Here is an 18,955-nt window from a genome sequence, read left to right on the forward strand (position 1 = left end):
TATGACCCATTAAACTTGCGCTTCTCCCCCAGCCGGCATCGAAGCCATGCAGCACCTGACCATCGTCACCACCGGCGGCACCATCGACAAGATCTATTTCGACGACAAGTCGGACTACAAGATCGGCGCGCCGCAGATCGGCGAAATCCTGGGCCAGCTCGGCGTGGCGTTCGCGTTCGACGTGATCCCGATCCTGCGCAAGGACAGCCTGCACATGAGCGACGAGGACCGCGCGCTGATCCGCTCGACCATCGAGGCACAGCCGCACCGGCACGTGCTGGTCACGCACGGCACCGACACGATGGTCGAGACCGCGCGCGAGCTCGCCTCCATCCCCGGCAAGGTCATCGTGCTCACCGGCGCGCTCAACCCGGCCCGCTTCCAGGGCTCCGACGCGGTGTTCAACATCGGCTGCGCGGTGGCGGCGGTGCAGACCCTGCCCGAGGGCGTCTACATCACCATGAACGGCCGCGTGTGGGATCCGGCCAAGGTTCGCAAGAACCGCGCCGAGAACCGGTTCGAGGAAAACTGAAACCGAGGACGCCGAAACGGACCGCCTTCAGGAAAACAAGAACCCCGGCCAAAGCCGGGGTTCTTGTTTCCGCCAGACCGCGCCACTGACGGGCACGGTCCAGGGGCCGACCGTCACGTCAGTTCAGCGTTTCGGTCAGCGTGACGCCGGAGAACGTCTGGTACGCACGCACCTTGATGTAATAGGTGGTGGTCGTCGAGGGTGTGAAGGTGCAGCTCTCGTTGTTTCCGGTCAGGTACGGACGGCAGCTGTAGGCACTGGTGGTCGGCGCAGAGCCGGCCCGCACATACAGGTCGGCGTCACCGGTGCCACCGGAGATCGCGAACTTCGCCGTGTGACCGGCCTGCACCGTCTCGGTGTAGGTGGCCGACCAGTTGCCGGTGCTCACGGTCGGAAGATTCACCGAAGTGGTGCCACCGCCGCCACCGCCGCCCGTGGAGTAGGACGCCTTCACGGTGACGCTCGAGTAGGACGAATAGCCGTGCACCTTGATGTAGTAGGTGCCCGCCTGCGGCGCCGAGACCGTGCAGCTCTCGTTGTTGCCGGTCAGGTACGGACGGCAATCGTAGCTGCTGGTGGTCGGCATCGAGCCGAACTTGGTGTACAGGTCGGCGTCGCCGCTGCCGCCGGAGATCGACATCACCAGGTTGCTAGCGCCGGCCGGCACCTGGATGCTGAAGTTGTTGTCGGCACCCGAGGCCCCGGACACGCCGCTGACCGGCACGCCGTTGCTCAGCGCGGTGGTGCCACCACCACCGCCGCCGCCACCACCCGGGCAGGTCACGCCCACGCCGTTGAAGGCGGTGATGACGTCATTCTTGGTGTAGCCCAAGTCGGTGGCCGCCGACTCCACGCCACAGGCACCGTTGTTATAATCGGTGGTGGCGGTCCAGTACGACTTGTTCGCCAGCTGGAACACCTGGAAGGCCTTCTTCACGTCCCAGCCGCTGGTCTTGGCCAGCAGGCAGAACGCCTTGTTGTAGACGCCCGAGGAGTAGTGCACGTCCAGGCCGTTGTAGTAGTCGGCCGCATTGTCGATGGACCCGCCGTCCTGGGGCGGGTTGCACATGAAGCGCAGCGCGGTGCCGCTCTTCATGATGTCCGCACCGACCAGGAAGTCCGCGGCGCCGCGGTCATAGAACTCGGCCGCTTCGCCGGCGATGTCCGAGTAGGACTCGTTCATGCCGCCGGACTGGCCGCTGTATTCCAGGCCCGAGTTCTGCTCGGTGTAGCCGTGGCTGATCTCGTGGCTGGTCACGTCCAGCGACACCAGCGGATAGAACGTGCTGGCGCCGTCGCCGAAGTTCATCGACGAGCCGTTCCAGAACGCGTTCTCGTAGTTGCTGCTGTAGTGCACGTTCATGCGCAGCTGCATGTTCAGCGGCGGCGCGCCGGTGTAGGCGACGTACATGTCGTGCACGACACCGCCGAAATGGTGCGCGTCGTTGACCGGCGAGTAGGCGCCGTTGATCGGGTCGGTGTTGCTGGTCGGGCAGGTGAAGCTCACCAGCGTGCCGCCGCTCGTCGCGTGGTTGAGGTTGTAGGTCACCACGTTCGTGTTCTGCAGGTAGCAGGTGCTGCCCGACTGGGTGACCTGCAGCGCGGCGTAGTCGGTGCCGTAGTAATACTCGCCGGTCTTCTGGTTGCCGCCGGGGCCGTTGGCGGTGGCGTCGGTCAGGCCCTCCCAGCTCTTGATCACTTCGCCGGTATGGGCGTCGACGATGGCGGTCGGGCGGCTCGGGTGGTTGCCGCTGACGAAGTAGGAGGTGCGGTAGACCAGGCGCGGCGAGCCGTTCTCCTGCGGATAGACGAACAGGTCGGCCTTCCTGTTGCTGATCGCGGTGCCGCCCTGCAGCGTGGTGTGCGCGTGCGCCTGCAACTTTGCGATCGCCTGGTCGGCACTGAGCTTGGGCGTCACCGAGAGCGGCGCCGCAAGATTGGCCGGAAGCTTGAGCACGTCGCCGGAGGCGCGCAGCACGTTGCCGTGCGCGTCCTGCACCACCGCGACGCTGCGGCCGTACACCGGCACGCCGCGGTACATCTGCTGCTGGCGCACGACCTGCCTGCCGTTGGGCAGGTGCGCGGTGCTGCGCGCGGACAGCGACATGTTCGCGCCGAGGTTCAGGCGGGCCGCGAGGCTGCCGGCCGGCACCGCACCGAGGTTCTGCACGTTCACGTGTTCGCCGTTCGCCGCCATCGCGGTCGAGGCGCAGGCCATGCCGATGGCGGCGACCAGGAGTTTCAGACGGATATTGCTTGGCATGTGAGGTACTCCATAAGAGAGAAATTCGGGACGAGCGACCCTGATGCGGTCGCTTCGGACCCCATGCGAATTGGCCGTGCCGGGCACGGCGCCACTGTTTGCCAACGGTCCTGGCTGCATCCCGATGCGCGCTGCTTCTCCCCCTTTCTTCCATGAGAGGGCAGTACGCGGGCTCATCATGCGAGGCGGCGCCGCTAACCCCCTGGCGCCACTGCAGGACCATCCGTCAACCTCCCCGCCAACGGATTCGTCGACATTAAGAGCCCGCTTGCAAGGGGGTCAAGAGTGAATTTTTCCTAGGCCATCGAACTGTGACGATCGGTGTTAGGAGCGCGCGAAAACCGCGTCACGGCGCGCATCGCGGCCGGTTCCCGCACGGCGCCCGAAAACGCGAAAAGCCCGGGCCAGCCGGGCTTTTCATGATCGTGAAGGTTTCGCTCGCGTCAGAGCATGCCGGTCTCGAGTTTGGCGGCGTCGGACATCATCGAGTGGTTCCACGGCGGGTCGAAGACGAGGTCGACGTCGGCTTCGCCGACCGTGGGAATCAGTTCGAGCTTGGTGCGCACGTCGTCGACCAGGATGTCGCCCATGCCGCAACCGGGGGCGGTCAGCGTCATCTTCACGTAGACCTTGCGCGTGCCGTTCTCGCCCGCTTCGATCGAGACGTCGTAGACCAGGCCCAGCTCCACCACGTTGATCGGAATCTCCGGATCGAACACGGTGCGCAGCTGCTGCCAGACCAGTTGCTCGACGTCATTGTCGCTGGCGTCGGCAGCCAGCTCGATCGGCGGGGGAGGCTCCTTGCCGAGCGCGTCGGCGTCGTTCCCGGCGATGCGGAACAGGTTGCCTTCCACGTAGACGGTGAAGCTGCCCCCGAGGGCCTGCGTGATGTAGCCGATCTGTCCGGCAGGAAGCGTCACGCTCTCCCCCTGGGGCACCATCACCGCGATGCAGTCACGCTCCAGGGTGAAGGGTTCGCTGCTCAGACTGAAGCCACTCATGCCTATCCTGCCGATCACTCGTCGAAAGCCGCCGGGACGCGGCGGGGAAGCGCCCTATTATGCCGCGCCGGCGGCCAGTCCCGCTGACCAAGATCAGGCCCGCGCGCCGTTTCTCAAGTAAGACCGACGGGCGCACTTCGCAGTGTGGGCCTCAGCGCGGGTTATCATGGGCGTTTGCTCCGCGATCCCACGGGAATTGCATGCCTTTCGACACCTCGCCGCCCGGGCAACGCCAGTGCGCCTGATCCCGCTGTTGTTCGCCGCCTTCAGCGCGGCCATGCTCGGCCTTGCCGCCGGTGCGGTGTGGATGCTTCCGACCATGGCGCTGCAACGCCCGTTGCCTGCGCTGGCACTGGTGGTCGGTGCCCTGCTGGCGCTGGCCGTGCGCAGCTGGGTGCGTCCGGCCGGGCGGGTGGCCGCCGCCCTCGCCGCCGGCGCGACCGTGCTGGCCGCGGTCTACGTGGAGCTGCTCACCGCTGCCGCGCGCATCGCCGGTTCCATGGGTATCGGCCTGCTCGACGCGCTGCGCGCGGCGGGCCTGGCCATGCTGCTTGCGCTGGCGCAGCTGGCCGTGCGCCCCACCGATGTCGTCTTCACGCTGGCCGGGGCGTTGCTGGCCGCCTGGGTCGCCAACCGCCGGCGAACGCCGGGAGCCTGAACCGCCTGCCCGTACGGACGCTTCGCCGCAGGCTAGCTGTCCAGCGCCTTGAGGGCGGACACCAGTTCGGCCGCCACCGCCTGGCCGTCGCCGTAGAGCATGCGCGCGTTGTCGGCGTAGAACAGCGCGTTCTCGATCCCCGCAAAACCGGTACCCCGGCCGCGCTTGACCACAATGACGTTCTTCGCGGCGGCCACGTCCAGGATCGGCATGCCGTAGATCGGCGACGCCGGGTCGGTTTTGGCGAGCGGATTGACCACGTCGTTGGCGCCGATCACCAGCGCCACGTCGGTGCTGGGAAATTCGGCGTTGATCTCTTCCATGTCGGCGATGAGGTCATAGGGCACGCCCGCCTCGGCCAGCAGCACGTTCATGTGCCCTGGCATGCGCCCGGCCACCGGGTGGATGGCGAATTTCACCTTGACCCCGCGCGCGATCAGCTGCCGCGCGAACTCCCACACCTTGTGCTGCGCCTGCGCCACCGCCATGCCGTAGCCGGGCACGATCACCACGCGCTCGGCATAGGCCATCATCACGGCCGCGTCGCTCGCCTCGATCGGCTTCTGCGCGCCGCCGATCGCCTGCGCGGCGCCGGTGGCGGCGCCGAAATTGCCGAACAACACGTTGCCCAGCGAGCGGTTCATCGCCCTGGCCATCAGCTGGGTCAGCAGCGTGCCGGCGGCGCCGACCACGGTGCCGGCGATGATCATCGCCTCGTTGCCCAGCACGAAGCCCTCCAAGGCCACCGCCAGGCCGGTGAATGCGTTGTACAGCGAGATCACCACCGGCATGTCCGCGCCACCGATCGGCAGGGTCATCATCAACCCGAACAGCAACGCGAGCGCGAAGAAGCCCGCGACCAACGGCGGCGCCAGCATGCCGGCGACCAGCATGGCCCCGAGCCCGAGACCGAGCACCAGCACCAGCAGATTCAGCGCGCGCTGTCCGGGAAACACGAAGCGCCGGTCCAGCCAGCCCTGCAATTTGGCGAAGGCGACCAGCGAGCCGGAAAAGCTCACCGCGCCGATCAGCGCGCCCAGCGCCGCCAGCGCCAGCTGCGCGCTGCCCGGCGCCCGGCCGTCGGCGGTGAACCGGCCACCATCGAGCAGGGTGACCGCCGCGCCCGAGAAGGCCACCAGTTCCACCGCGCCGATCGCCGCCGCGGCGCCGCCGCCCATGCCGTTGTACAGCGCGACCATCTGCGGCATGGCGGTCATCGCGACGCGCCGACCCGACCACCACGCCGCCACGGTGCCCAGCAGCAACGCCGCCAGGATCAGGCCGCGGTTGGCCAGTCCGGGCAGCGCGAACGTCGCAGCCACGGCCAGGGCCATGCCGACACCGGCCCACACGATGCCGCCGCGCGCGGTGCGCGGCGAACTCATGCGCTTGAGTCCCAGGATGAACAACAGCGCGGCGAGGAAGTAACAGGCCTTGATGACCCCGGGCAGCCAGGCCATCAGTGCGTCTCCCGGCCGCCCGGGCGGCTGGACTTGAACATCTCCAGCATCCGCTCGGTCACCACGTAGCCGCCGGCCGCGTTGCCGGCGCCCAACAGCACGCCGACGAAACCGATGCCCATTTCCAGTGGCGTCTGCGCGTGGCCCAGCGCAATCATGGCGCCGACCAGCACGATCCCGTGAATGAAGTTCGAACCGGACATCAGCGGCGTATGCAGGATCACCGGCACCCGCGCGATGATCTCGTAGCCGGTGAACGCCGCAAGCATGAAGACATACAGCGCCAGGAAACCGTCGAGCATGACCCCTTCCCCTGTCCGCGCGCCCCTTCGAGCGGTTGCTGCCGCATCATACGGTCGCGCGTCAACCCGTGCGAGTCTTCCGCGTTGAAGCATCCGACCGAACCGCAACCGGGCGAGCGCGCCGATGACGCCGATCTCGATGCCATGAACAGCTTTGCAGGCACCCTCGACAGCGACCTGCTGGCGGCGGACGCGCGCGCCGTGCCGGCAACGCTCGACGCCTTCCTGGCCAACGTGGAACGCCGCGCCTTCCGGCTGGCCGAACTGCAACTGGGGCATCGCGAGGACGCGCTCGACGCCGTGCAGGACGCCATGCTGCGGCTGGTCAAGCACTACCGCGACAAGCCCGCGCAGGAATGGACGCCACTGTTCTGGGGCATCCTGCGCCGCCGCATCGTCGACCTGCAGCGCCGCCGCAAGGTGCGCTCGATCGTGGTCGGCTGGCTCGGCGGCAGGGATGAAGACGGCGAGGACCTGCCCGCCTGGGAGCCACCCGACAACGGGCCCGGCCCGCTGCAGCGGCTGCATGACAGCCAGTCCTGGGCCGACCTGTCCGCCGCGGTGCAGCGCCTGCCGCGGCGCCAGCGCGAAGCATTCCTGCTGCGCATGCTCGAAGGCCTGGACGTGGCGCAGACCGCCCAGGCCATGGGCTGCTCCGAAGGCAGCGTGAAAACCCATCTGTCGCGCGCCATGCATCACCTGCGCGACCAACTGGAGGACTGGCAATGACGCCCGATCCCGATAAGTGCCGTCCTGACAGGCACGATCCCGGCAAGCTGGCCCGGCGCGCCCGCGCGCTGTACCTGGACGCCAGCCGGCAGCTCGATCCGGCCACCGCCGGGCGCCTGCGTGCCGCGCGCCGCCAGGCGCTGGACGCCACGCGACCGATGCCCGCCCGGCTGGCTCCGCGCCTGCTGTTGCCGGCCGGCGCGTTCGCCGTGCTCGCGCTGGCCACGCTGATGATCTGGCAGCCGCAGCGCAACGCGGACCACGCGCCTGCACGCGCACTGCCGGCGGCCACCGCGGCCGACGCCGATACCGACCTGCCGCCGGACGCCGACAGCGCCGATCCGCAGCTCTACCAGAACCTGGATTTCTACGGTTGGCTGGCCGCCAACGACCGCGTGAAGGTACGCCGCTGACCCATGACCCGCCTCGCATTGCTCCCGCTGCTGTTCGCCCTGGCCGGCCTGGCGCCGCTGCATGCCCAGGACGCGCCACCGCCCGGTGCCGCCTCCGCAGCGCCGGCGCCGCGCCCCTGGCAAAGCCTGGACCCGGCCCAGCAGGAAGTGCTTGCCCCGTTGCGCGGGCACTGGGACGCCATGCCGCCGCGCAAGCAGGCCCACATGCTCAGGCGCGCCGAACACTGGGTCACCCTGCCGCCGGACCGGCGCGAGGAGATCCGCCAGCGTATCGCGCGCTGGCAGACCATGACCCCCGAGGAACGCGAGCGCGCCAGGGCGAACATGCACAAGTTCCACCGCCTGCCGCCGGAACAGCGCGAGCGCCTGCACGAGGCCTACGAGCGCTTCCAGCACATGCCGCCGGACCAGCGCGAGCGGCTGCTGCGGCAATGGCGTTCGCAGACGATCGAGCAGCGCCTGCGGGGGCTCGACCACCCGCCGGGGCCGCCACTGCCTCCGCCGCCGGCACCTCCGCGGCCCCCGCACCCGCCGGGCCACTGACTGCCCGCTGCCGGCAAGCCAGGCGAGCCGAGCTGAAACCCGCCTCGCGGCGTCCGTCAGGGCCGGTGGGCGTGATTGCCGTCGCCCTGGGCGCAGGGCCTGCCGTCCTGCGTCAGGCAGGTCCGGGCAACCAGCTCGTCCCCGAAATCGGGCGCCAGTGCGCCGTCGCGCAGCAACAGCTCGACGAAGTTGAACACGTTGCGCGCGTACATCTCCGAGGCATGCAGCGGTGCTCCGGCAGGCAGGTTCAGCGGCCCCAGGATGGTGACGCCCGCATGCTCCACCCGCTCGCCCGGCCGGGTCAGCTCGCAGTTGCCACCGCTCTCGGCGGCCAGGTCCACGATCAGCGCGCCGGGCTTCATGCCCTCGACCATCGCCTTGCCGAGGATCTTCGGCGCCGGGCGACCGGGCACCGCCGCGGTGCTGACGACCACGTCCAGCGCTTTGAGATGGTCCGCCAGCGCCTGCTGCTGCGCGCGCCGCTCGTCCTCGGACAGCTCGCGCGCGTAGCCGCCGCTGCCGGCCGCGCTGACACCCAGGTCGAGGAACTTCGCGCCCAACGACTCCACCTGCTCGCGTGTCTCCGGCCGCACGTCGTAGCCTTCGGTCTGCGCGCCGAGGCGGCGCGCGGTGGCGATCGCCTGCAGGCCGGCGACGCCCGCGCCGATGACCAGCACGCGTGAAGGCCGGATGGTGCCGGCCGCGGTGGTCAGCATGGGGAAGAATTTCGGGCAGGCCTCGGCGGCGATCAGCATGGCGCGGTAGCCGGCCACCGCCGCCTGGGAGCTCAGCACGTCCATCGCCTGCGCACGGGTGGTGCGCGGCAACAGCTCCAGCGCGAAGGCGCTGAGCCGTCGCCTGCCCAGGGCCAGGGTGCGCGTGGCCGCGTCGTGCGGACGCAACTGCCCGACCACGATCGCCCCTTCGCGCATCTGTTCCAGGGCCGCGTCCGCCGGTGGCAGCACGCAGGCGAGCAGGTCGGCCCGCGCAAGCACCGCGGAGGCCTCGGCGAACTCCACGCCGGCGTAGGCAGCGTCGGGAAAACCCGCCGCGGCACCGGCACCACGCTCCAGCAGTACCTGCATCCCCCTGCCCTGCAGCTTGCGCGCCACCTCCGGCGTGACCGCCACCCGCCGCTCGCCGGCCGCCACTTCGCGCAACGCTCCCACCGTGATCGCCATACGGTTCCCCCGGACGTGACGCCACATCCTAGCCCAACGGCCGGGGCCGCAAGCACCGGTCCGGCTTGACCTGCGCCGCGCCCATCGCAGTAGACTGGCCCACCGGCAGCGCCACAGGGCGCGCACGGGGTCTTTGCAAGGGAGATCCCGATGTCCACACCGATGCCCCTCCCCGCCGTCGACCCGCTGATGCTCGCGGCCCGCGAAGCACGCGGGCAGGCCTATGCGCCTTACTCCAGCTTCCAGGTGGGCGCGGCCGTGCTTACCCGCGACGGGCGCACCTTCACCGGCTGCAATGTGGAAAACGCCGCCTACGGCTTGTGCAACTGCGCCGAACGCACGGCGCTGTTCAGCGCGGTGGCGGCCGGATGCCGGCCGGGCGACTTCGTGCAGCTGGCCGTGGTGGCCGATACCCCCGGACCGGTGAGCCCCTGCGGCGCCTGCCGGCAGGTGATGGCGGAGCTGTGTGGCGAGGCCATGCCGGTACTGCTGGGCAACCTTGCCGGCGCAATGGAACAGACCACCGTCGGCGCATTGCTCCCGGGCGCGTTCGTCCTTCCCTCGCGCTGACGCCGGGCGCGCGCGGACCAACGCGGCGCCAACGCACAATGGGGCCGTCCATGGCCCCGCGGTGGATCAATGACCGTAGCCCTGGCTGGGCTCGATCCGTCCGTACAGGCCGTGCGCCTCGTCGCCCGGGCCAGCGGTGAAGTACAGCGTATCGACCGACTGCCCGGCATAACCGTTGCCAAAGGCCAGGCCCCACAGCCCGTCGACGTGGATGGGCCGGCCTGCGTCGTTGCGCAGGCTGCCCAGCAGCTGGTCCGAGACCGGGTCGTAGACATGGATCAGGCCGTCACCGAAGTTGCCGACCAGCAGGCCGCCCCCGGCCCGGCCGAAGCCAGCCGGCGCCATGGCCATGCCCCATGGAGCGTCGAGCGCGCCCTTCGAGGCGACCCTGTGCAGCAGGTGGCCGGTGGGCGTATAGACGTCCACATAGCCCAGGCCCGGACCGTGCACGTCGTCCTCGCGGGCGGCATCCTGCCTGGCATAACTGACGTAGATGTCGCCGTTGATGTTCTGGATGCCGAACGGCGCGAAGCCGGCGGGTATCCCGGTGTCGACGAAGTCGCCCGGGGCCGTCGCCACGCGCTTGAATTGGGTGTCATAGACGTCCACCCGCGCGTGGTGGAAGTCGGTCGCGTAGATGCGCCCGCCCTGCCCGCAGGCACCGATCGCCAGGCCCTTGTAGATCGCCCCCGGCGCAAACGCCATCCTGAGCGCGTGGGTGGCGTCCACCCCCGGCGCCCAGCCGGCGATGACGCCATCCTCGGTCGCAAAAATGAAACGCGCCGGCCCGGACAGCGCGCCGCGGCTGACCACGAAGTCCGCCGAACCGTTGTAGACCATGCCGGTGGGGTTGCCGCCCATGGCCGCGGTCGGCGTAGGAATCTGCACGACGAGCGGGACGGCCGTGCCGCTGCCGTCGTAGATGGTCGACGTGCCGGTGCCGTTGTTGGCCACCCACACCGGTCCGGTGGGGTTGAACGCGATGCCCCAGGCGTTGACCAGGTTCGGGTCGACGTGGTCGGCCATCACGTGGCCGTCGCTGACCAGGTTGTGCCGCGTGTAGCCGGCACTGTCGGCGGCCACGGCGGGGGCGGCGGCCAGGACGAGCGCCAGCGCGGCGCACAGGCGCAAGGGGGAAAGGGAGGTGGGTCTCATGGCGATGCTCCTGCGGAAGTGGGGACGGGACTCCACGCGAAAGGAAACGCTTCCTCCACACCGGTCCGGCAGCGCCGGCGTATCGTCGGGTGGCCTTTCCGCGTGGGCCGGTCAGTACCCGTCGGGCGGATCGCGGTTCATCGCCATGGCATGCGTCGCCGGCATTGAACCGGATCGCCCGAAACGGGCATCCACGCGGACGGTGCATCCGCGGGAAGATCCATGCGCTTTCTCCAAGCCACCAGCGAAGCAGGCCGTGCGGCGGGCCAGGACGAGCTTGTCCTGCTCGAGCGCATCTGCGCCGGGGACGCGCAGGCGTTCGACGCGCTCTATCGCGCCTACCAGCCGCGGCTGAAGCGGTTCATCGGCGGCATGACGCGCCAGCCCGGGCTGGTCGAAGAGGTGCTGGACGACACGATGATGGTGGTCTGGCACAAGGCCCCGACCTACAACGGCGAGGCCAAGGTCTCCACCTGGATTTTCGCCATCGCCTATCGGCAGACGCTGAAGGCGTTGCGCCGGCACGGCGACGAGATCGAGCTGGCCGAAGAACGCGACGCCGCCTCCTCGCCCGAGCCCGATGTCGAGCGCCAGCAGCAGGAACTGCACCGGCACCTGGGTCGTGCGCTCGCCGGGCTGTCGGCCGAGCAGCGCGCGGTGATCGAGCTGACCTACTACCTGGGCTACGGCTGCCGGGAGATCGCCCGGATCATGGATTGCCCGGTCGACACGGTGAAGACGCGGATGTTCTACGCGCGGCGCAAACTCAGGACGCTGCTCGAGCTGAAGCAGGAGGAAGCGCTGTGAGCGGCCGCGTACTCCGCTTCGGAGGTTCCGCCCACGCCGATGTCGACCGGCTGCTGCCGTGGCTGGTCAACGGCACGCTCCAGGGCGAGGAGCTGGAACGCGTACGCGCACACCTGGCCGGGTGTGCCGCCTGCCAACGCGAAGAGGCCTGGCTGCGGTCGCTGCAGGAGGCCTGCCGGACCGAGGATGCGGCGACAGCGCCGTCGCGGCGCGCGGTGCACCGGCGCGGGCGACCGGCGATCCATCATGCTCTCCGCCGCCGCGCCTGGCAGCACTGGGTGATCGCGGTACAGGCCGTGCTCGTGCTGGTGCTGGGGGTGGCGCTGCTGCGTCCGGAGCGTGCGCCGCCCGCTGCCTACCACACCCTGAGCGCGCCGGACGCATCCCGCGCGCGGCTGGTCGTGGTCTTCGCGCCCTCCCTGAGCGAGGCGCGGATGCGCCAGTTGCTGCGCGCCTGCGACGCCCGCGTGGTCGACGGCCCGACTGCCGCCGGCGCCTGGGTACTGAGTGTCCCGGCCGCCCGCGCGACGCCGATCCGCGAAGCCCTGCGGGCAGCTCAGGGCGTCACGCTGGTGGCCAGCCTCGACGCCGGGCGCTGAGCATGTCGCGCCTGCTGCCCGCCCTTGCCTGCCTGCTGCTGGCGGCCTGCGCCCTGCACCCCGTGCAGCCGCCCGCGGCGCCGCCGACCGTCGCCCTCGCCCAACGGCAGTTGCTCGTCACGTTGCGCCTGCCACCGGCGCATTTCCGCGCCGACGGCGACTACGCCGGCGACTACGCGGCCGGGCCCGGTGCCGCGGCACGGCGCGCCATCGCCCGTCGCGTCGCGGCGCGCTATCACCTGGTCCTGCTGGACGCCTGGCCGATACCCGCCCTGCGGCTCGACTGTTTCCTGATGCAGTCGAGCGGGGACGCGGTCACCCCGGCGCTGCTGCGGCGGCTGGCCGCCGATGCCCGGGTCGCTTCGGTGCAACCCCTGCACCTGTACCGCTCGCTGGGCGGCAAGGACCCGCTTTACGCCCTGCAGCCGGTCGTCGGCGACTGGCAGCTGGACCGGCTGCACGCCCGTGCGACCGGCCGCCGCGTCACCGTGGCCGAGGTGGACAGCGGCGTGGATGTGACGCACCCGGACCTTCGCGGGCAGGTCGCCGCCACACGCGACTTCGTCGGCGACGGCGGCTACCGGGCCGAGGCCCACGGCACCGAAGTGGGCGGCATCATCGTGGCGCGCGCCAACAACGGCCTGGGCATCGCGGGTGTCGCGCCGGACGCTCGCCTGCTCGCGCTGCGCGCCTGCTGGCAGACCTCGCAGGACGGCGCCGCCTGCAGCAGCTTCACCCTGGCTAAGGCCGTGCAGTACGCGCTGCAGGCACGCGCCCAGGTGCTCAACCTGAGCCTCGCCGGGCCGGACGATCCGCTGCTCGGGCAGCTGCTCGACGTGGCGCGCGCGCAGGGGATCGCGGTGGTCGCCGCGGTCGACGGGCGGCTGCCGCGGGGCGGCTTCCCGGCCGACCATGCCGGCGTGCTGGCGGTCGCCGGCGAGCGCGACGGGACCCGCGTGCCGGATGCCCTGCGCGCACCGTGGCGGGACATTCCCACTACCCAGACCGGCGCACGCTGGGGTTTCGTCAGCGGCACCTCGTTCGCGGCGGCGCAGGTCAGCGGCCTGGTCGCTCTGCTGCGGCAGATGTCCCCGGGCCTCCCCCCCGCCCGACTGCGCGCGGCGCTCGACCGCCAGATGCGCGGCAGCGCCGCCGGTAGCCCTTCGCCCGCGTGTCTGCCGTCCAACCTCACGAAAACTGTGCGCGCGGCTGCGCACTATCCGCAGGCCGCCCAGGCGGAGACCCGGCCGTGCGACGCCATGCGACTGCCCTCGTCAGCTTGCTGCTCATCGCCGGCGCCCGTGCGCAGGTTTCGGGCAGCGTCACGCTGGCGTCCGACGACCGCTACCGCGGACTCTCGCTGAGCGACGAACGACCCGCGGCAGAACTCGGCGTTGCCTACGATGCGGCCGCAGGCTGGTATGCGGGCGCGATGCTGGCCACGGTGCGCCCGGACGGCGGGCTCCGCCTGCAGCTGCTGGGGTATGCCGGCGTCGCCAGGCCGCTGCGTCCCGGCGTGGACTGGGACGTCGGTGTCCAATACACGACGGTGGCCGGCGATGCCCGCTACCGCTACCCGGAAGCCTACCTGGGCCTGAATGCCGAGCGCGGCAGCGTGCGCCTGGCCTACGCCCGACGCTATTTCGGCCAGCCCTCGCCGGCGCTGTACCTCGCGCTGGACCACCGCTGGCCGCTGTCCGGGCAGCTACACCTGCTCGGTCACCTGGGCGTGCTGCGGTATAACGGGGAGCTGCGGCATGACAGCACGCACTACCGCTTCGATGGTCGCATCGGGCTCGGCCTGGACTGGCACCATGCGCAGCTGCAGCTGGCCTGGACGGTGGCGCGCGGCAGTGAGGGGCCATATCCGTTCGGCTACCGGGAGGGCGATGAACGGGATCGCCAGGCATGGGTGCTGAGCTGGTCACGCGCCTGGTAAGTCCGAACGGGTGGCAACGGGCCGTGGGCTGCCTGGCTTGGTACGATGCGGTTTTTGCGGTTGCCCCCCATGTCCCACCCGCTTTCCTTCCTGACCGGACGCGTGTCCGTCCCTTCGCGTCAGCTCGCCGAACCGGCGCCGGACGGCGACGAGCTGCGCGCGCTGGTCACCGCCGCGGTGCGCGTGCCCGACCACGGCAAGCTGGTGCCGTTCCGGCTGATCGCGCTGCGCGGCGCAGCCAAGCGGGCCTTCGGCGAACAGCTGGCCGACATCGCCGGGCGCAACCCCGCGATTTCCGAAGCCAAGCGCGAGAAGGAGCGCACCCGCTACGACTTCGCACCCCTGGTGCTGGTGGTGGTCGCGCGGGTGACCGCCGGCAGCAAGGTGCCGCCGATCGAGCAGGAGATCGCCGCCGGCTGCGTGGCCTACAACCTGCTGCTGGGTGCGCACGCGCTGGGCTATGGCGCGCAGTGGCTGACCGGCTGGGCCGCGTACGACGAGGACGTGGCCGCGCTCCTGCGGCTGGCGGGCAACGAGCGGGTGATCGGCTTCGTGCACATCGGCACGCCGCAGATCGAAGTACCCGACCGCGAGCGCCCCGCGCTCGAGGAGGTCTTCTCGACATGGACGCCGTGACCGCGCCCGCCCGCGCCGTCCACCTGGTCGACGGCAGCCTGTACGTGTTCCGCGCCTGGCATTCGATGCCCGACCAGTTCCACGACGCCGACGGCCATCCGGTCAACGCCGTGCATGGCTTCACCCGCTTCCTTTGCGAGCTGCTGGAAAAGAGCCGCGCCGAGCATGTCGCGGTGGCCTTCGACGCCTCGCTGACCAGCTCCTTCCGCAACGCCATCTACCCCGCCTACAAGGCCAACCGCGAGCTGCCGCCGCCGGAACTGGAACGCCAGTTCGTGCTTTGCCGGGCGATCACCGAGGCGCTCGGCGTCAGCGTGCTGATCGACCACAGCTACGAGGCCGACGACCTGATCGGCAGCGCCTTGTGGAGCCTGCGCGGGCACGGGCTGGACAGCGTGATCGTCTCGGCCGACAAGGATTTCGGCCAACTGCTGGGCGAGCGCGACGAGCAGTGGGACTTCGCCCGCAACCTGCGCTGGGGGCCGGCGGGCGTGCACGAAAAGCTGGGCGTGCACCCGCACCAGGTGGCCGACTACCTGGCGCTGTGCGGCGACGCGGTGGACAACATTCCCGGCGTGCCGGGCATCGGGGCCAAGACCGCCGCCGCCCTGCTGGCCCATTTTGGCAGCCTCGACGTGCTGCTGGAGCGGGTGGACGAAGTGGCCTTCCTGCGCATCCGCGGCGCCGCCGCCTGCGCCGCGCGCCTGCGCGAGCACGCCGAACTGGCGCTGCTGTGCCGGCGCCTGACCCGCATCGCGCTGGACGCACCGGTCGCACCCACCGCCGACGCATTGCGTCGCCAGGCGGGCAACGGGCAACTCGAGGCCCTGTGCGAGCAACTGCGCTTCGGCCCGCTTACCCGCTCGCGATTGCGATCGTTGCTGGGGTCGACAGTCGCCTGAAAACCGCAGGCGCGAGGCTTGGCGCCAGGGGCGCCGTACCGTCGCCTTGCGGGCGGATCGACTAGAAGAACTCGTATTCGAGCTGCGCCATCCAGGTGCGGTCGGCGGCATTGCGGTTGAGGCCGAAGGCCACGCCAAAGCGGTATTCGAGGTTGCCGGTCGTTCCCGGTACATGCCACTCGCCGTTGACCACCGGCCCGGCGTGATAGGCGTCGTCCGAAGGCCGGGCAAAGACCTCGATGCCCGGCTGGAAGGCCTTGGACACGGCGTAGGTGCCCGAGTACGCGTAACGGTGCTCGTACCTGCCGCCAAAACCGGTACCGACCTCCTTTTCGAAAATCGCGTTGAACGTGTGGGTGAAGCGGCCGATGGTTTTGGTGATCAGCGGGCCGAACTCCACTTCGTCATGCTCGTCGCTCAGGGTGCTGTGCTCGTAGGCGGCTAGAAAGCCCACGTCGGCCCAATGTTCGCCGGGCGTGGTGATCTGGAAGGTGTTCTCGAACTCGTAGCCGGTGGTCTGGCCGCCGGCGCCGGGCTCACGCTCGTAGTTCACCAGGTACAGCTCCGGCTTCCACCAGGAGGTAAAGGCATGTGCCACGGAAAGCTCGGCGCCCTGCTCGCCGTGGATGTCCGGGCGGCTGTCGCTGAAGCGGTACCCGCGCACTTCCAGCTCGGTCTGCGACTGGTACACGTAGGGGGTGTACACGACGAAGTCGTTGGCCCGCGCGCTCTGGAAGGCCGCCGGCAGAGCCGAGGCAAGAACCAGCGCAAACGCGCGCAGGGTGGTGGAAAGCGACGACATGGAGAGCTCCTGAAAGGCAAAAGGGGACATACGCCCGTCTCGACGAGCGGAACAGGTGACAATGGAAAGCGAGTTACCCGGCGTGGGCCGGCCGCGGAGGCTCGCGAAGCAGTCGCGCGCCCACCCCGAGCAGCAACAGCGTCCCAAGGTAGAAAGCGATCTGGATGCCTGACGGGGATGCGTTGTAGCCAACCAGGACCCCCAGCATTTTCCCGGGCAGCGATCCGTTGGAGATCCATCCGGACGTATTCCACAACTGCGTGCCCCAGGCCGGCAGCAGGTCGGACTGCAGCAGGAGGCCGGCTGCGGTCGATGCCAGGCCCGCCGCCAGCAGCATCAGCAGTGCATTGGTGATGCGGAAGAAGGCCCGCATCGGTATGTGCAACAAGCCCGCGTAGAGGGCCCAGCCCATGGCCGCGCCACCAGCCACTCCAAGGCAGGTACCGGCCAGCAGCGAGGCGGTGCCGATGCCCCCCGCGCCCATGCCGTAAAGGAACAGCACGACCTCGCTCCCTTCACGGAGCACCGCGAGCGCGACCAACACCAGCAGCACGCGCAACGAACTGTCGCCCGTTTGCACCGCACCGCCGAGTGCTTTCATGTCGCGTGCCATCTGGCGGCCATGCCGCGACATCCACAGCACGTGCCAGCCGATCATGCCTACTGCCGCCAGCAGGACGGCCGCATTGAAAAGATTCAGGCCCGCGCCGCGCGCGAACCCGGCGATCAGGCCGGCACCGGCGGCGACGAGCATCGCTCCCAGCACGCCCAGCCCCACACCGCCGGCGATGAATCGGCCACGGCGGGGAACGCCGCGGGTCGCTGCGCCCACGATCGAGATGATCAGTGCCGCTTCGAGCACCTCCCGGAACACCAGCAGAGCGACGGCGGGCATGCGGTTACTCCACGATCAGCCGGCCCTGGGCCGTGTCCTGGTGGAAGTCGCCGAAGAAGCTGTAATGGCCTGCCTTGAGCGGACCGACGAAGACCTCGACGGTCTGGCCCGGCAGCACGATCGATTCGCGGTTCAACTCGGTACTTTCGAACTCTTCCGGCGTGGCATCCCGGTTGGTGATCAAGATACGGACCTTGGTGTCGGCCGGGATCCTCAACTCGCTGGGGCTGTAGGCGTGGTCCTTCAGCACCAGCGAATACTCCGACGCCCCGGCTACGGAGGGTCGGGAGGCAAGCGCGGAAAGGGCGAGGAAGACGATGACAGGGATACGCATGGCGAGGTTTCAGCACGTTCGTTGCGGTCGGCGCGGCGGATGATAATCGTTCTCATTTAATGCCGCAACTTAAGCAACCGCCGATCGCCCCCGGGGGAACCGGCGCCGGTACAGGGCGAGCCGCGCGCCGACGTGATTGCCTGGCCCATGCCCGGCGCGGCACCATGCGGTATTCCGCCCCGACGCCCGCCATGAACGACGACCGCATCCCCGCCGACGCCCACGCCCACGTCGAAACCCTCTGCGAAGGCCGCTGGCTCAGCCTGCGCAAGCGCGGACGCTGGGAATACGCCGAGCGCAACAATCCCGGCGGAGCGGTGATCATCGTGGCGGTCACCCCGGACGACTGCGTGCTGTTCGTCGAGCAATACCGCGTGTCGATCCTCCGGCACACCATCGAGATGCCGGCGGGACTGGTCGGGGATCTCGCCGACCAGCCCGACGAAAGCGTGCTGCTGGCGGCCGCGCGCGAACTGGAGGAGGAAACCGGCTACCGCTGCGGGCAGGTGGACTTTCTCCACGAGGGCCCCTCCTCTTCCGGGATGAGCACCGAAATGATCGCCTTCGTGCGGGCCCGCGAGCTGGTCAGGGTCGGTGCCGGCGGCGGCGACGAGAGCGAGAACATCGTGGTCCACGAGGTGCCGCGGCGCGACGCTGGGGCCTGGCTGTTCGCCCGCGCGGCCGAGGGCTATTCGGTCGACCCGAAGCTGTTTGCCGGGCTGTGGTTCCTGGAACACGGAGGCCGGGCGGCGGAGCCTCGCTAAAGATTTCCCCGCCATGGCCGATTCCGTCGGTGTCGCCTCCTATCGACATCCCTACCGCCACGGAATCCGCCTTATGAAGACCCTGCTTGCCTCCGCCCTGTTCCTGTTCGCGCCGCTGGCGGCGCACGCCGCCTGTTCACCGAGCGACTTCGCCGTGCAGGACTTCCAGATCAGCGCCAGCTCCGGCCGCCTGAGCCTGAAGGGCCAGCTGGTCAACCACTGCGCCGAGGCTGCGGCCGCGCAGATTTCCATCCAGGCCAAGGACTCCAGCGGCAGGGTGCTGGTCAGCAAGAAGGGCTGGCCGGCGGGCACGGCCAACATCGCGCCGGGCCAGGCGGTCGATTTCGATCTGGGCCGCCTGTTCCGCTACAGCTCGGAAATGCAGAGCTTCACCGCCGGCGTGGCCAACGTCCGCACCTGGTAAGCACCTGACTGGATGCACCAGCAAAAAGGCCCCGGCAGGGGCCTTT

At 69.7% G+C, this 18,955-nt stretch carries 23 protein-coding genes; 14 read left to right on the top strand and 9 right to left on the bottom strand.

The genetic code is table 11. The features are described 5' to 3' along the window. The first annotated feature begins 46 nt into the window (after nucleotides 1-46). On the top strand, nucleotides 47-532 hold the full coding sequence (locus VFH59_RS01130; protein ID WP_325163046.1) for an asparaginase domain-containing protein: 486 nt from the start codon (nucleotides 47-49) through the stop codon (nucleotides 530-532). A gap of 118 nt (nucleotides 533-650) precedes the next feature. On the opposite strand, the gene VFH59_RS01135 is transcribed toward VFH59_RS01130, so the two are convergent. Together VFH59_RS01135 and sufT are read right to left on the bottom strand one after the other, a co-directional pair. After that, nucleotides 651-2,795, bottom strand: a complete 2,145-nt coding sequence (locus VFH59_RS01135) for a M4 family metallopeptidase (RefSeq protein WP_325163047.1) — start codon at nucleotides 2,793-2,795, stop codon at nucleotides 651-653. Between the two features lie 443 nt (nucleotides 2,796-3,238). Continuing rightward, nucleotides 3,239-3,796, bottom strand: coding sequence for a putative Fe-S cluster assembly protein SufT (gene sufT, locus VFH59_RS01140; RefSeq protein ID WP_325163048.1), 558 nt, complete (start codon nucleotides 3,794-3,796; stop codon nucleotides 3,239-3,241). Between the two features lie 235 nt (nucleotides 3,797-4,031). On the opposite strand from sufT, the gene VFH59_RS01145 reads away from it, so the two are divergent. Next, nucleotides 4,032-4,454 (top strand): hypothetical protein, encoded by a 423-nt coding sequence (locus VFH59_RS01145; RefSeq protein ID WP_325163049.1) that lies wholly within the window; start codon nucleotides 4,032-4,034, stop codon nucleotides 4,452-4,454. Nucleotides 4,455-4,486: 32 nt separating this feature from the next. Here the strand turns inward: VFH59_RS01145 and VFH59_RS01150 are convergent, their stop codons facing one another. Both VFH59_RS01150 and VFH59_RS01155 read right to left on the bottom strand, forming a co-directional pair. Further along, nucleotides 4,487-5,914 (bottom strand): NAD(P)(+) transhydrogenase (Re/Si-specific) subunit beta, encoded by a 1,428-nt coding sequence (locus VFH59_RS01150; protein WP_325163050.1) that lies wholly within the window; start codon nucleotides 5,912-5,914, stop codon nucleotides 4,487-4,489. Next, entirely contained in the window at nucleotides 5,914-6,216 is a 303-nt protein-coding gene (locus tag VFH59_RS01155; protein ID WP_325163051.1) for an NAD(P) transhydrogenase subunit alpha, read from the bottom strand. The genes VFH59_RS01150 and VFH59_RS01155 overlap by 1 nt, the downstream gene beginning before the upstream one ends. 144 nt (nucleotides 6,217-6,360) lie before the next feature. Between VFH59_RS01155 and VFH59_RS01160 the strand changes: the two genes are divergently transcribed. The 3 genes from VFH59_RS01160 to VFH59_RS01170 are packed head-to-tail and all read left to right on the top strand — an operon-like array spanning nucleotide 6,361 to nucleotide 7,901. Beyond that, on the top strand, nucleotides 6,361-6,945 hold the full coding sequence (locus tag VFH59_RS01160) for an RNA polymerase sigma factor (RefSeq protein ID WP_325163091.1): 585 nt from the start codon (nucleotides 6,361-6,363) through the stop codon (nucleotides 6,943-6,945). Then, nucleotides 6,942-7,358 carry a hypothetical protein gene (locus VFH59_RS01165; protein WP_325163052.1) on the top strand — a complete coding sequence of 139 codons (417 nt, stop codon included), beginning with the start codon at nucleotides 6,942-6,944 and terminating at the stop codon, nucleotides 7,356-7,358. The genes VFH59_RS01160 and VFH59_RS01165 overlap by 4 nt, the downstream gene beginning before the upstream one ends. A 3-nt stretch (nucleotides 7,359-7,361) precedes the next feature. Next, a complete protein-coding gene (locus VFH59_RS01170; protein ID WP_325163053.1) occupies nucleotides 7,362-7,901 on the top strand; it encodes a DUF3106 domain-containing protein in 540 nt (179 codons plus the stop codon). A gap of 56 nt (nucleotides 7,902-7,957) precedes the next feature. Here VFH59_RS01170 and VFH59_RS01175 read toward each other — a convergent pair whose 3' ends face one another. Then, nucleotides 7,958-9,082 (bottom strand): NAD(P) transhydrogenase subunit alpha, encoded by a 1,125-nt coding sequence (locus VFH59_RS01175; RefSeq protein ID WP_325163054.1) that lies wholly within the window; start codon nucleotides 9,080-9,082, stop codon nucleotides 7,958-7,960. A 150-nt stretch (nucleotides 9,083-9,232) separates the two neighbouring features. Here VFH59_RS01175 and cdd point away from each other — a divergent pair, with 150 nt between their 5' ends. After that, the gene (gene cdd, locus VFH59_RS01180; protein ID WP_325163055.1) at nucleotides 9,233-9,652 is read left to right on the top strand and encodes a cytidine deaminase; all 420 of its coding nucleotides are present in this window, start codon (nucleotides 9,233-9,235) and stop codon (nucleotides 9,650-9,652) included. Between the two features lie 66 nt (nucleotides 9,653-9,718). On the opposite strand, the gene VFH59_RS01185 is transcribed toward cdd, so the two are convergent. Continuing rightward, complete coding sequence (locus VFH59_RS01185; RefSeq protein ID WP_325163056.1) at nucleotides 9,719-10,807, bottom strand: TIGR03118 family protein; 1,089 nt, start codon at nucleotides 10,805-10,807, stop codon at nucleotides 9,719-9,721. A gap of 222 nt (nucleotides 10,808-11,029) precedes the next feature. Here VFH59_RS01185 and VFH59_RS01190 point away from each other — a divergent pair, with 222 nt between their 5' ends. From VFH59_RS01190 to VFH59_RS01215, 6 genes are all read left to right on the top strand, one after another. Further along, entirely contained in the window at nucleotides 11,030-11,614 is a 585-nt protein-coding gene (locus tag VFH59_RS01190; RefSeq protein ID WP_325163057.1) for an RNA polymerase sigma factor, read from the top strand. Further along, the gene (locus VFH59_RS01195) at nucleotides 11,611-12,213 is read left to right on the top strand and encodes a zf-HC2 domain-containing protein (protein WP_325163058.1); all 603 of its coding nucleotides are present in this window, start codon (nucleotides 11,611-11,613) and stop codon (nucleotides 12,211-12,213) included. The genes VFH59_RS01190 and VFH59_RS01195 overlap by 4 nt, the downstream gene beginning before the upstream one ends. A gap of 2 nt (nucleotides 12,214-12,215) precedes the next feature. Then, nucleotides 12,216-13,577 (top strand): S8 family peptidase, encoded by a 1,362-nt coding sequence (locus tag VFH59_RS01200; RefSeq protein ID WP_325163059.1) that lies wholly within the window; start codon nucleotides 12,216-12,218, stop codon nucleotides 13,575-13,577. Further along, nucleotides 13,493-14,152 carry a TorF family putative porin gene (locus VFH59_RS01205; RefSeq protein WP_325163060.1) on the top strand — a complete coding sequence of 220 codons (660 nt, stop codon included), beginning with the start codon at nucleotides 13,493-13,495 and terminating at the stop codon, nucleotides 14,150-14,152. Before VFH59_RS01200 ends, VFH59_RS01205 begins: the two co-directional genes overlap by 85 nt. A gap of 69 nt (nucleotides 14,153-14,221) precedes the next feature. Then, nucleotides 14,222-14,788, top strand: coding sequence for a nitroreductase (locus tag VFH59_RS01210; RefSeq protein ID WP_325163061.1), 567 nt, complete (start codon nucleotides 14,222-14,224; stop codon nucleotides 14,786-14,788). Then, complete coding sequence (locus VFH59_RS01215; protein WP_325163062.1) at nucleotides 14,776-15,690, top strand: 5'-3' exonuclease; 915 nt, start codon at nucleotides 14,776-14,778, stop codon at nucleotides 15,688-15,690. Before VFH59_RS01210 ends, VFH59_RS01215 begins: the two co-directional genes overlap by 13 nt. A gap of 61 nt (nucleotides 15,691-15,751) precedes the next feature. Here the strand turns inward: VFH59_RS01215 and VFH59_RS01220 are convergent, their stop codons facing one another. From VFH59_RS01220 to VFH59_RS01230, 3 genes are all read right to left on the bottom strand, one after another. Continuing rightward, complete coding sequence (locus VFH59_RS01220; RefSeq protein ID WP_325163063.1) at nucleotides 15,752-16,492, bottom strand: hypothetical protein; 741 nt, start codon at nucleotides 16,490-16,492, stop codon at nucleotides 15,752-15,754. 73 nt (nucleotides 16,493-16,565) lie between these two features. After that, nucleotides 16,566-17,387: an FTR1 family iron permease gene (locus VFH59_RS01225; RefSeq protein ID WP_325163064.1), complete on the bottom strand. Its 822-nt coding sequence runs from the start codon at nucleotides 17,385-17,387 to the stop codon at nucleotides 16,566-16,568. A gap of 4 nt (nucleotides 17,388-17,391) precedes the next feature. After that, a complete protein-coding gene (locus tag VFH59_RS01230) occupies nucleotides 17,392-17,721 on the bottom strand; it encodes a cupredoxin domain-containing protein (RefSeq protein WP_325163065.1) in 330 nt (109 codons plus the stop codon). A 191-nt stretch (nucleotides 17,722-17,912) separates the two neighbouring features. On the opposite strand from VFH59_RS01230, the gene VFH59_RS01235 reads away from it, so the two are divergent. Both VFH59_RS01235 and VFH59_RS01240 read left to right on the top strand, forming a co-directional pair. Then, nucleotides 17,913-18,485, top strand: coding sequence for an NUDIX hydrolase (locus VFH59_RS01235; RefSeq protein ID WP_325163066.1), 573 nt, complete (start codon nucleotides 17,913-17,915; stop codon nucleotides 18,483-18,485). A 73-nt stretch (nucleotides 18,486-18,558) separates the two neighbouring features. Continuing rightward, nucleotides 18,559-18,909 (top strand): hypothetical protein, encoded by a 351-nt coding sequence (locus VFH59_RS01240; protein ID WP_325163068.1) that lies wholly within the window; start codon nucleotides 18,559-18,561, stop codon nucleotides 18,907-18,909. Nucleotides 18,910-18,955 lie beyond the last annotated feature (46 nt).

It is taken from the genome of Frateuria sp. (assembly GCF_035695185.1).
GTDB lineage: Bacteria > Pseudomonadota > Gammaproteobacteria > Xanthomonadales > Rhodanobacteraceae > Frateuria_A.

Excerpts from the sequence above, each read along its gene's own strand:
- VFH59_RS01240 (WP_325163068.1), top strand. The coding sequence starts at position 18,559 with ATGAAGACCCTGCTTGCCTCCGCCCTGTTCCTGTTCGCGCCGCTGGCG.
- VFH59_RS01230 (WP_325163065.1), bottom strand. The coding sequence starts at position 17,721 with ATGCGTATCCCTGTCATCGTCTTCCTCGCCCTTTCCGCGCTTGCCTCC.
- VFH59_RS01165 (WP_325163052.1), top strand. The coding sequence starts at position 6,942 with ATGACGCCCGATCCCGATAAGTGCCGTCCTGACAGGCACGATCCCGGC.
- VFH59_RS01150 (WP_325163050.1), bottom strand. The coding sequence starts at position 5,914 with ATGGCCTGGCTGCCCGGGGTCATCAAGGCCTGTTACTTCCTCGCCGCG.
- VFH59_RS01130 (WP_325163046.1), top strand. The coding sequence starts at position 47 with ATGCAGCACCTGACCATCGTCACCACCGGCGGCACCATCGACAAGATC.
- VFH59_RS01160 (WP_325163091.1), top strand. The coding sequence starts at position 6,361 with ATGAACAGCTTTGCAGGCACCCTCGACAGCGACCTGCTGGCGGCGGAC.
- VFH59_RS01210 (WP_325163061.1), top strand. The coding sequence starts at position 14,222 with ATGTCCCACCCGCTTTCCTTCCTGACCGGACGCGTGTCCGTCCCTTCG.
- VFH59_RS01215 (WP_325163062.1), top strand. The coding sequence starts at position 14,776 with ATGGACGCCGTGACCGCGCCCGCCCGCGCCGTCCACCTGGTCGACGGC.
- VFH59_RS01135 (WP_325163047.1), bottom strand. The coding sequence starts at position 2,795 with ATGCCAAGCAATATCCGTCTGAAACTCCTGGTCGCCGCCATCGGCATG.
- VFH59_RS01175 (WP_325163054.1), bottom strand. The coding sequence starts at position 9,082 with ATGGCGATCACGGTGGGAGCGTTGCGCGAAGTGGCGGCCGGCGAGCGG.
- VFH59_RS01190 (WP_325163057.1), top strand. The coding sequence starts at position 11,030 with ATGCGCTTTCTCCAAGCCACCAGCGAAGCAGGCCGTGCGGCGGGCCAG.
- VFH59_RS01235 (WP_325163066.1), top strand. The coding sequence starts at position 17,913 with ATGAACGACGACCGCATCCCCGCCGACGCCCACGCCCACGTCGAAACC.
- VFH59_RS01220 (WP_325163063.1), bottom strand. The coding sequence starts at position 16,492 with ATGTCGTCGCTTTCCACCACCCTGCGCGCGTTTGCGCTGGTTCTTGCC.
- VFH59_RS01155 (WP_325163051.1), bottom strand. The coding sequence starts at position 6,216 with ATGCTCGACGGTTTCCTGGCGCTGTATGTCTTCATGCTTGCGGCGTTC.
- VFH59_RS01170 (WP_325163053.1), top strand. The coding sequence starts at position 7,362 with ATGACCCGCCTCGCATTGCTCCCGCTGCTGTTCGCCCTGGCCGGCCTG.
- VFH59_RS01225 (WP_325163064.1), bottom strand. The coding sequence starts at position 17,387 with ATGCCCGCCGTCGCTCTGCTGGTGTTCCGGGAGGTGCTCGAAGCGGCA.
- VFH59_RS01185 (WP_325163056.1), bottom strand. The coding sequence starts at position 10,807 with ATGAGACCCACCTCCCTTTCCCCCTTGCGCCTGTGCGCCGCGCTGGCG.
- sufT (WP_325163048.1), bottom strand. The coding sequence starts at position 3,796 with ATGAGTGGCTTCAGTCTGAGCAGCGAACCCTTCACCCTGGAGCGTGAC.
- VFH59_RS01200 (WP_325163059.1), top strand. The coding sequence starts at position 12,216 with ATGTCGCGCCTGCTGCCCGCCCTTGCCTGCCTGCTGCTGGCGGCCTGC.
- cdd (WP_325163055.1), top strand. The coding sequence starts at position 9,233 with ATGTCCACACCGATGCCCCTCCCCGCCGTCGACCCGCTGATGCTCGCG.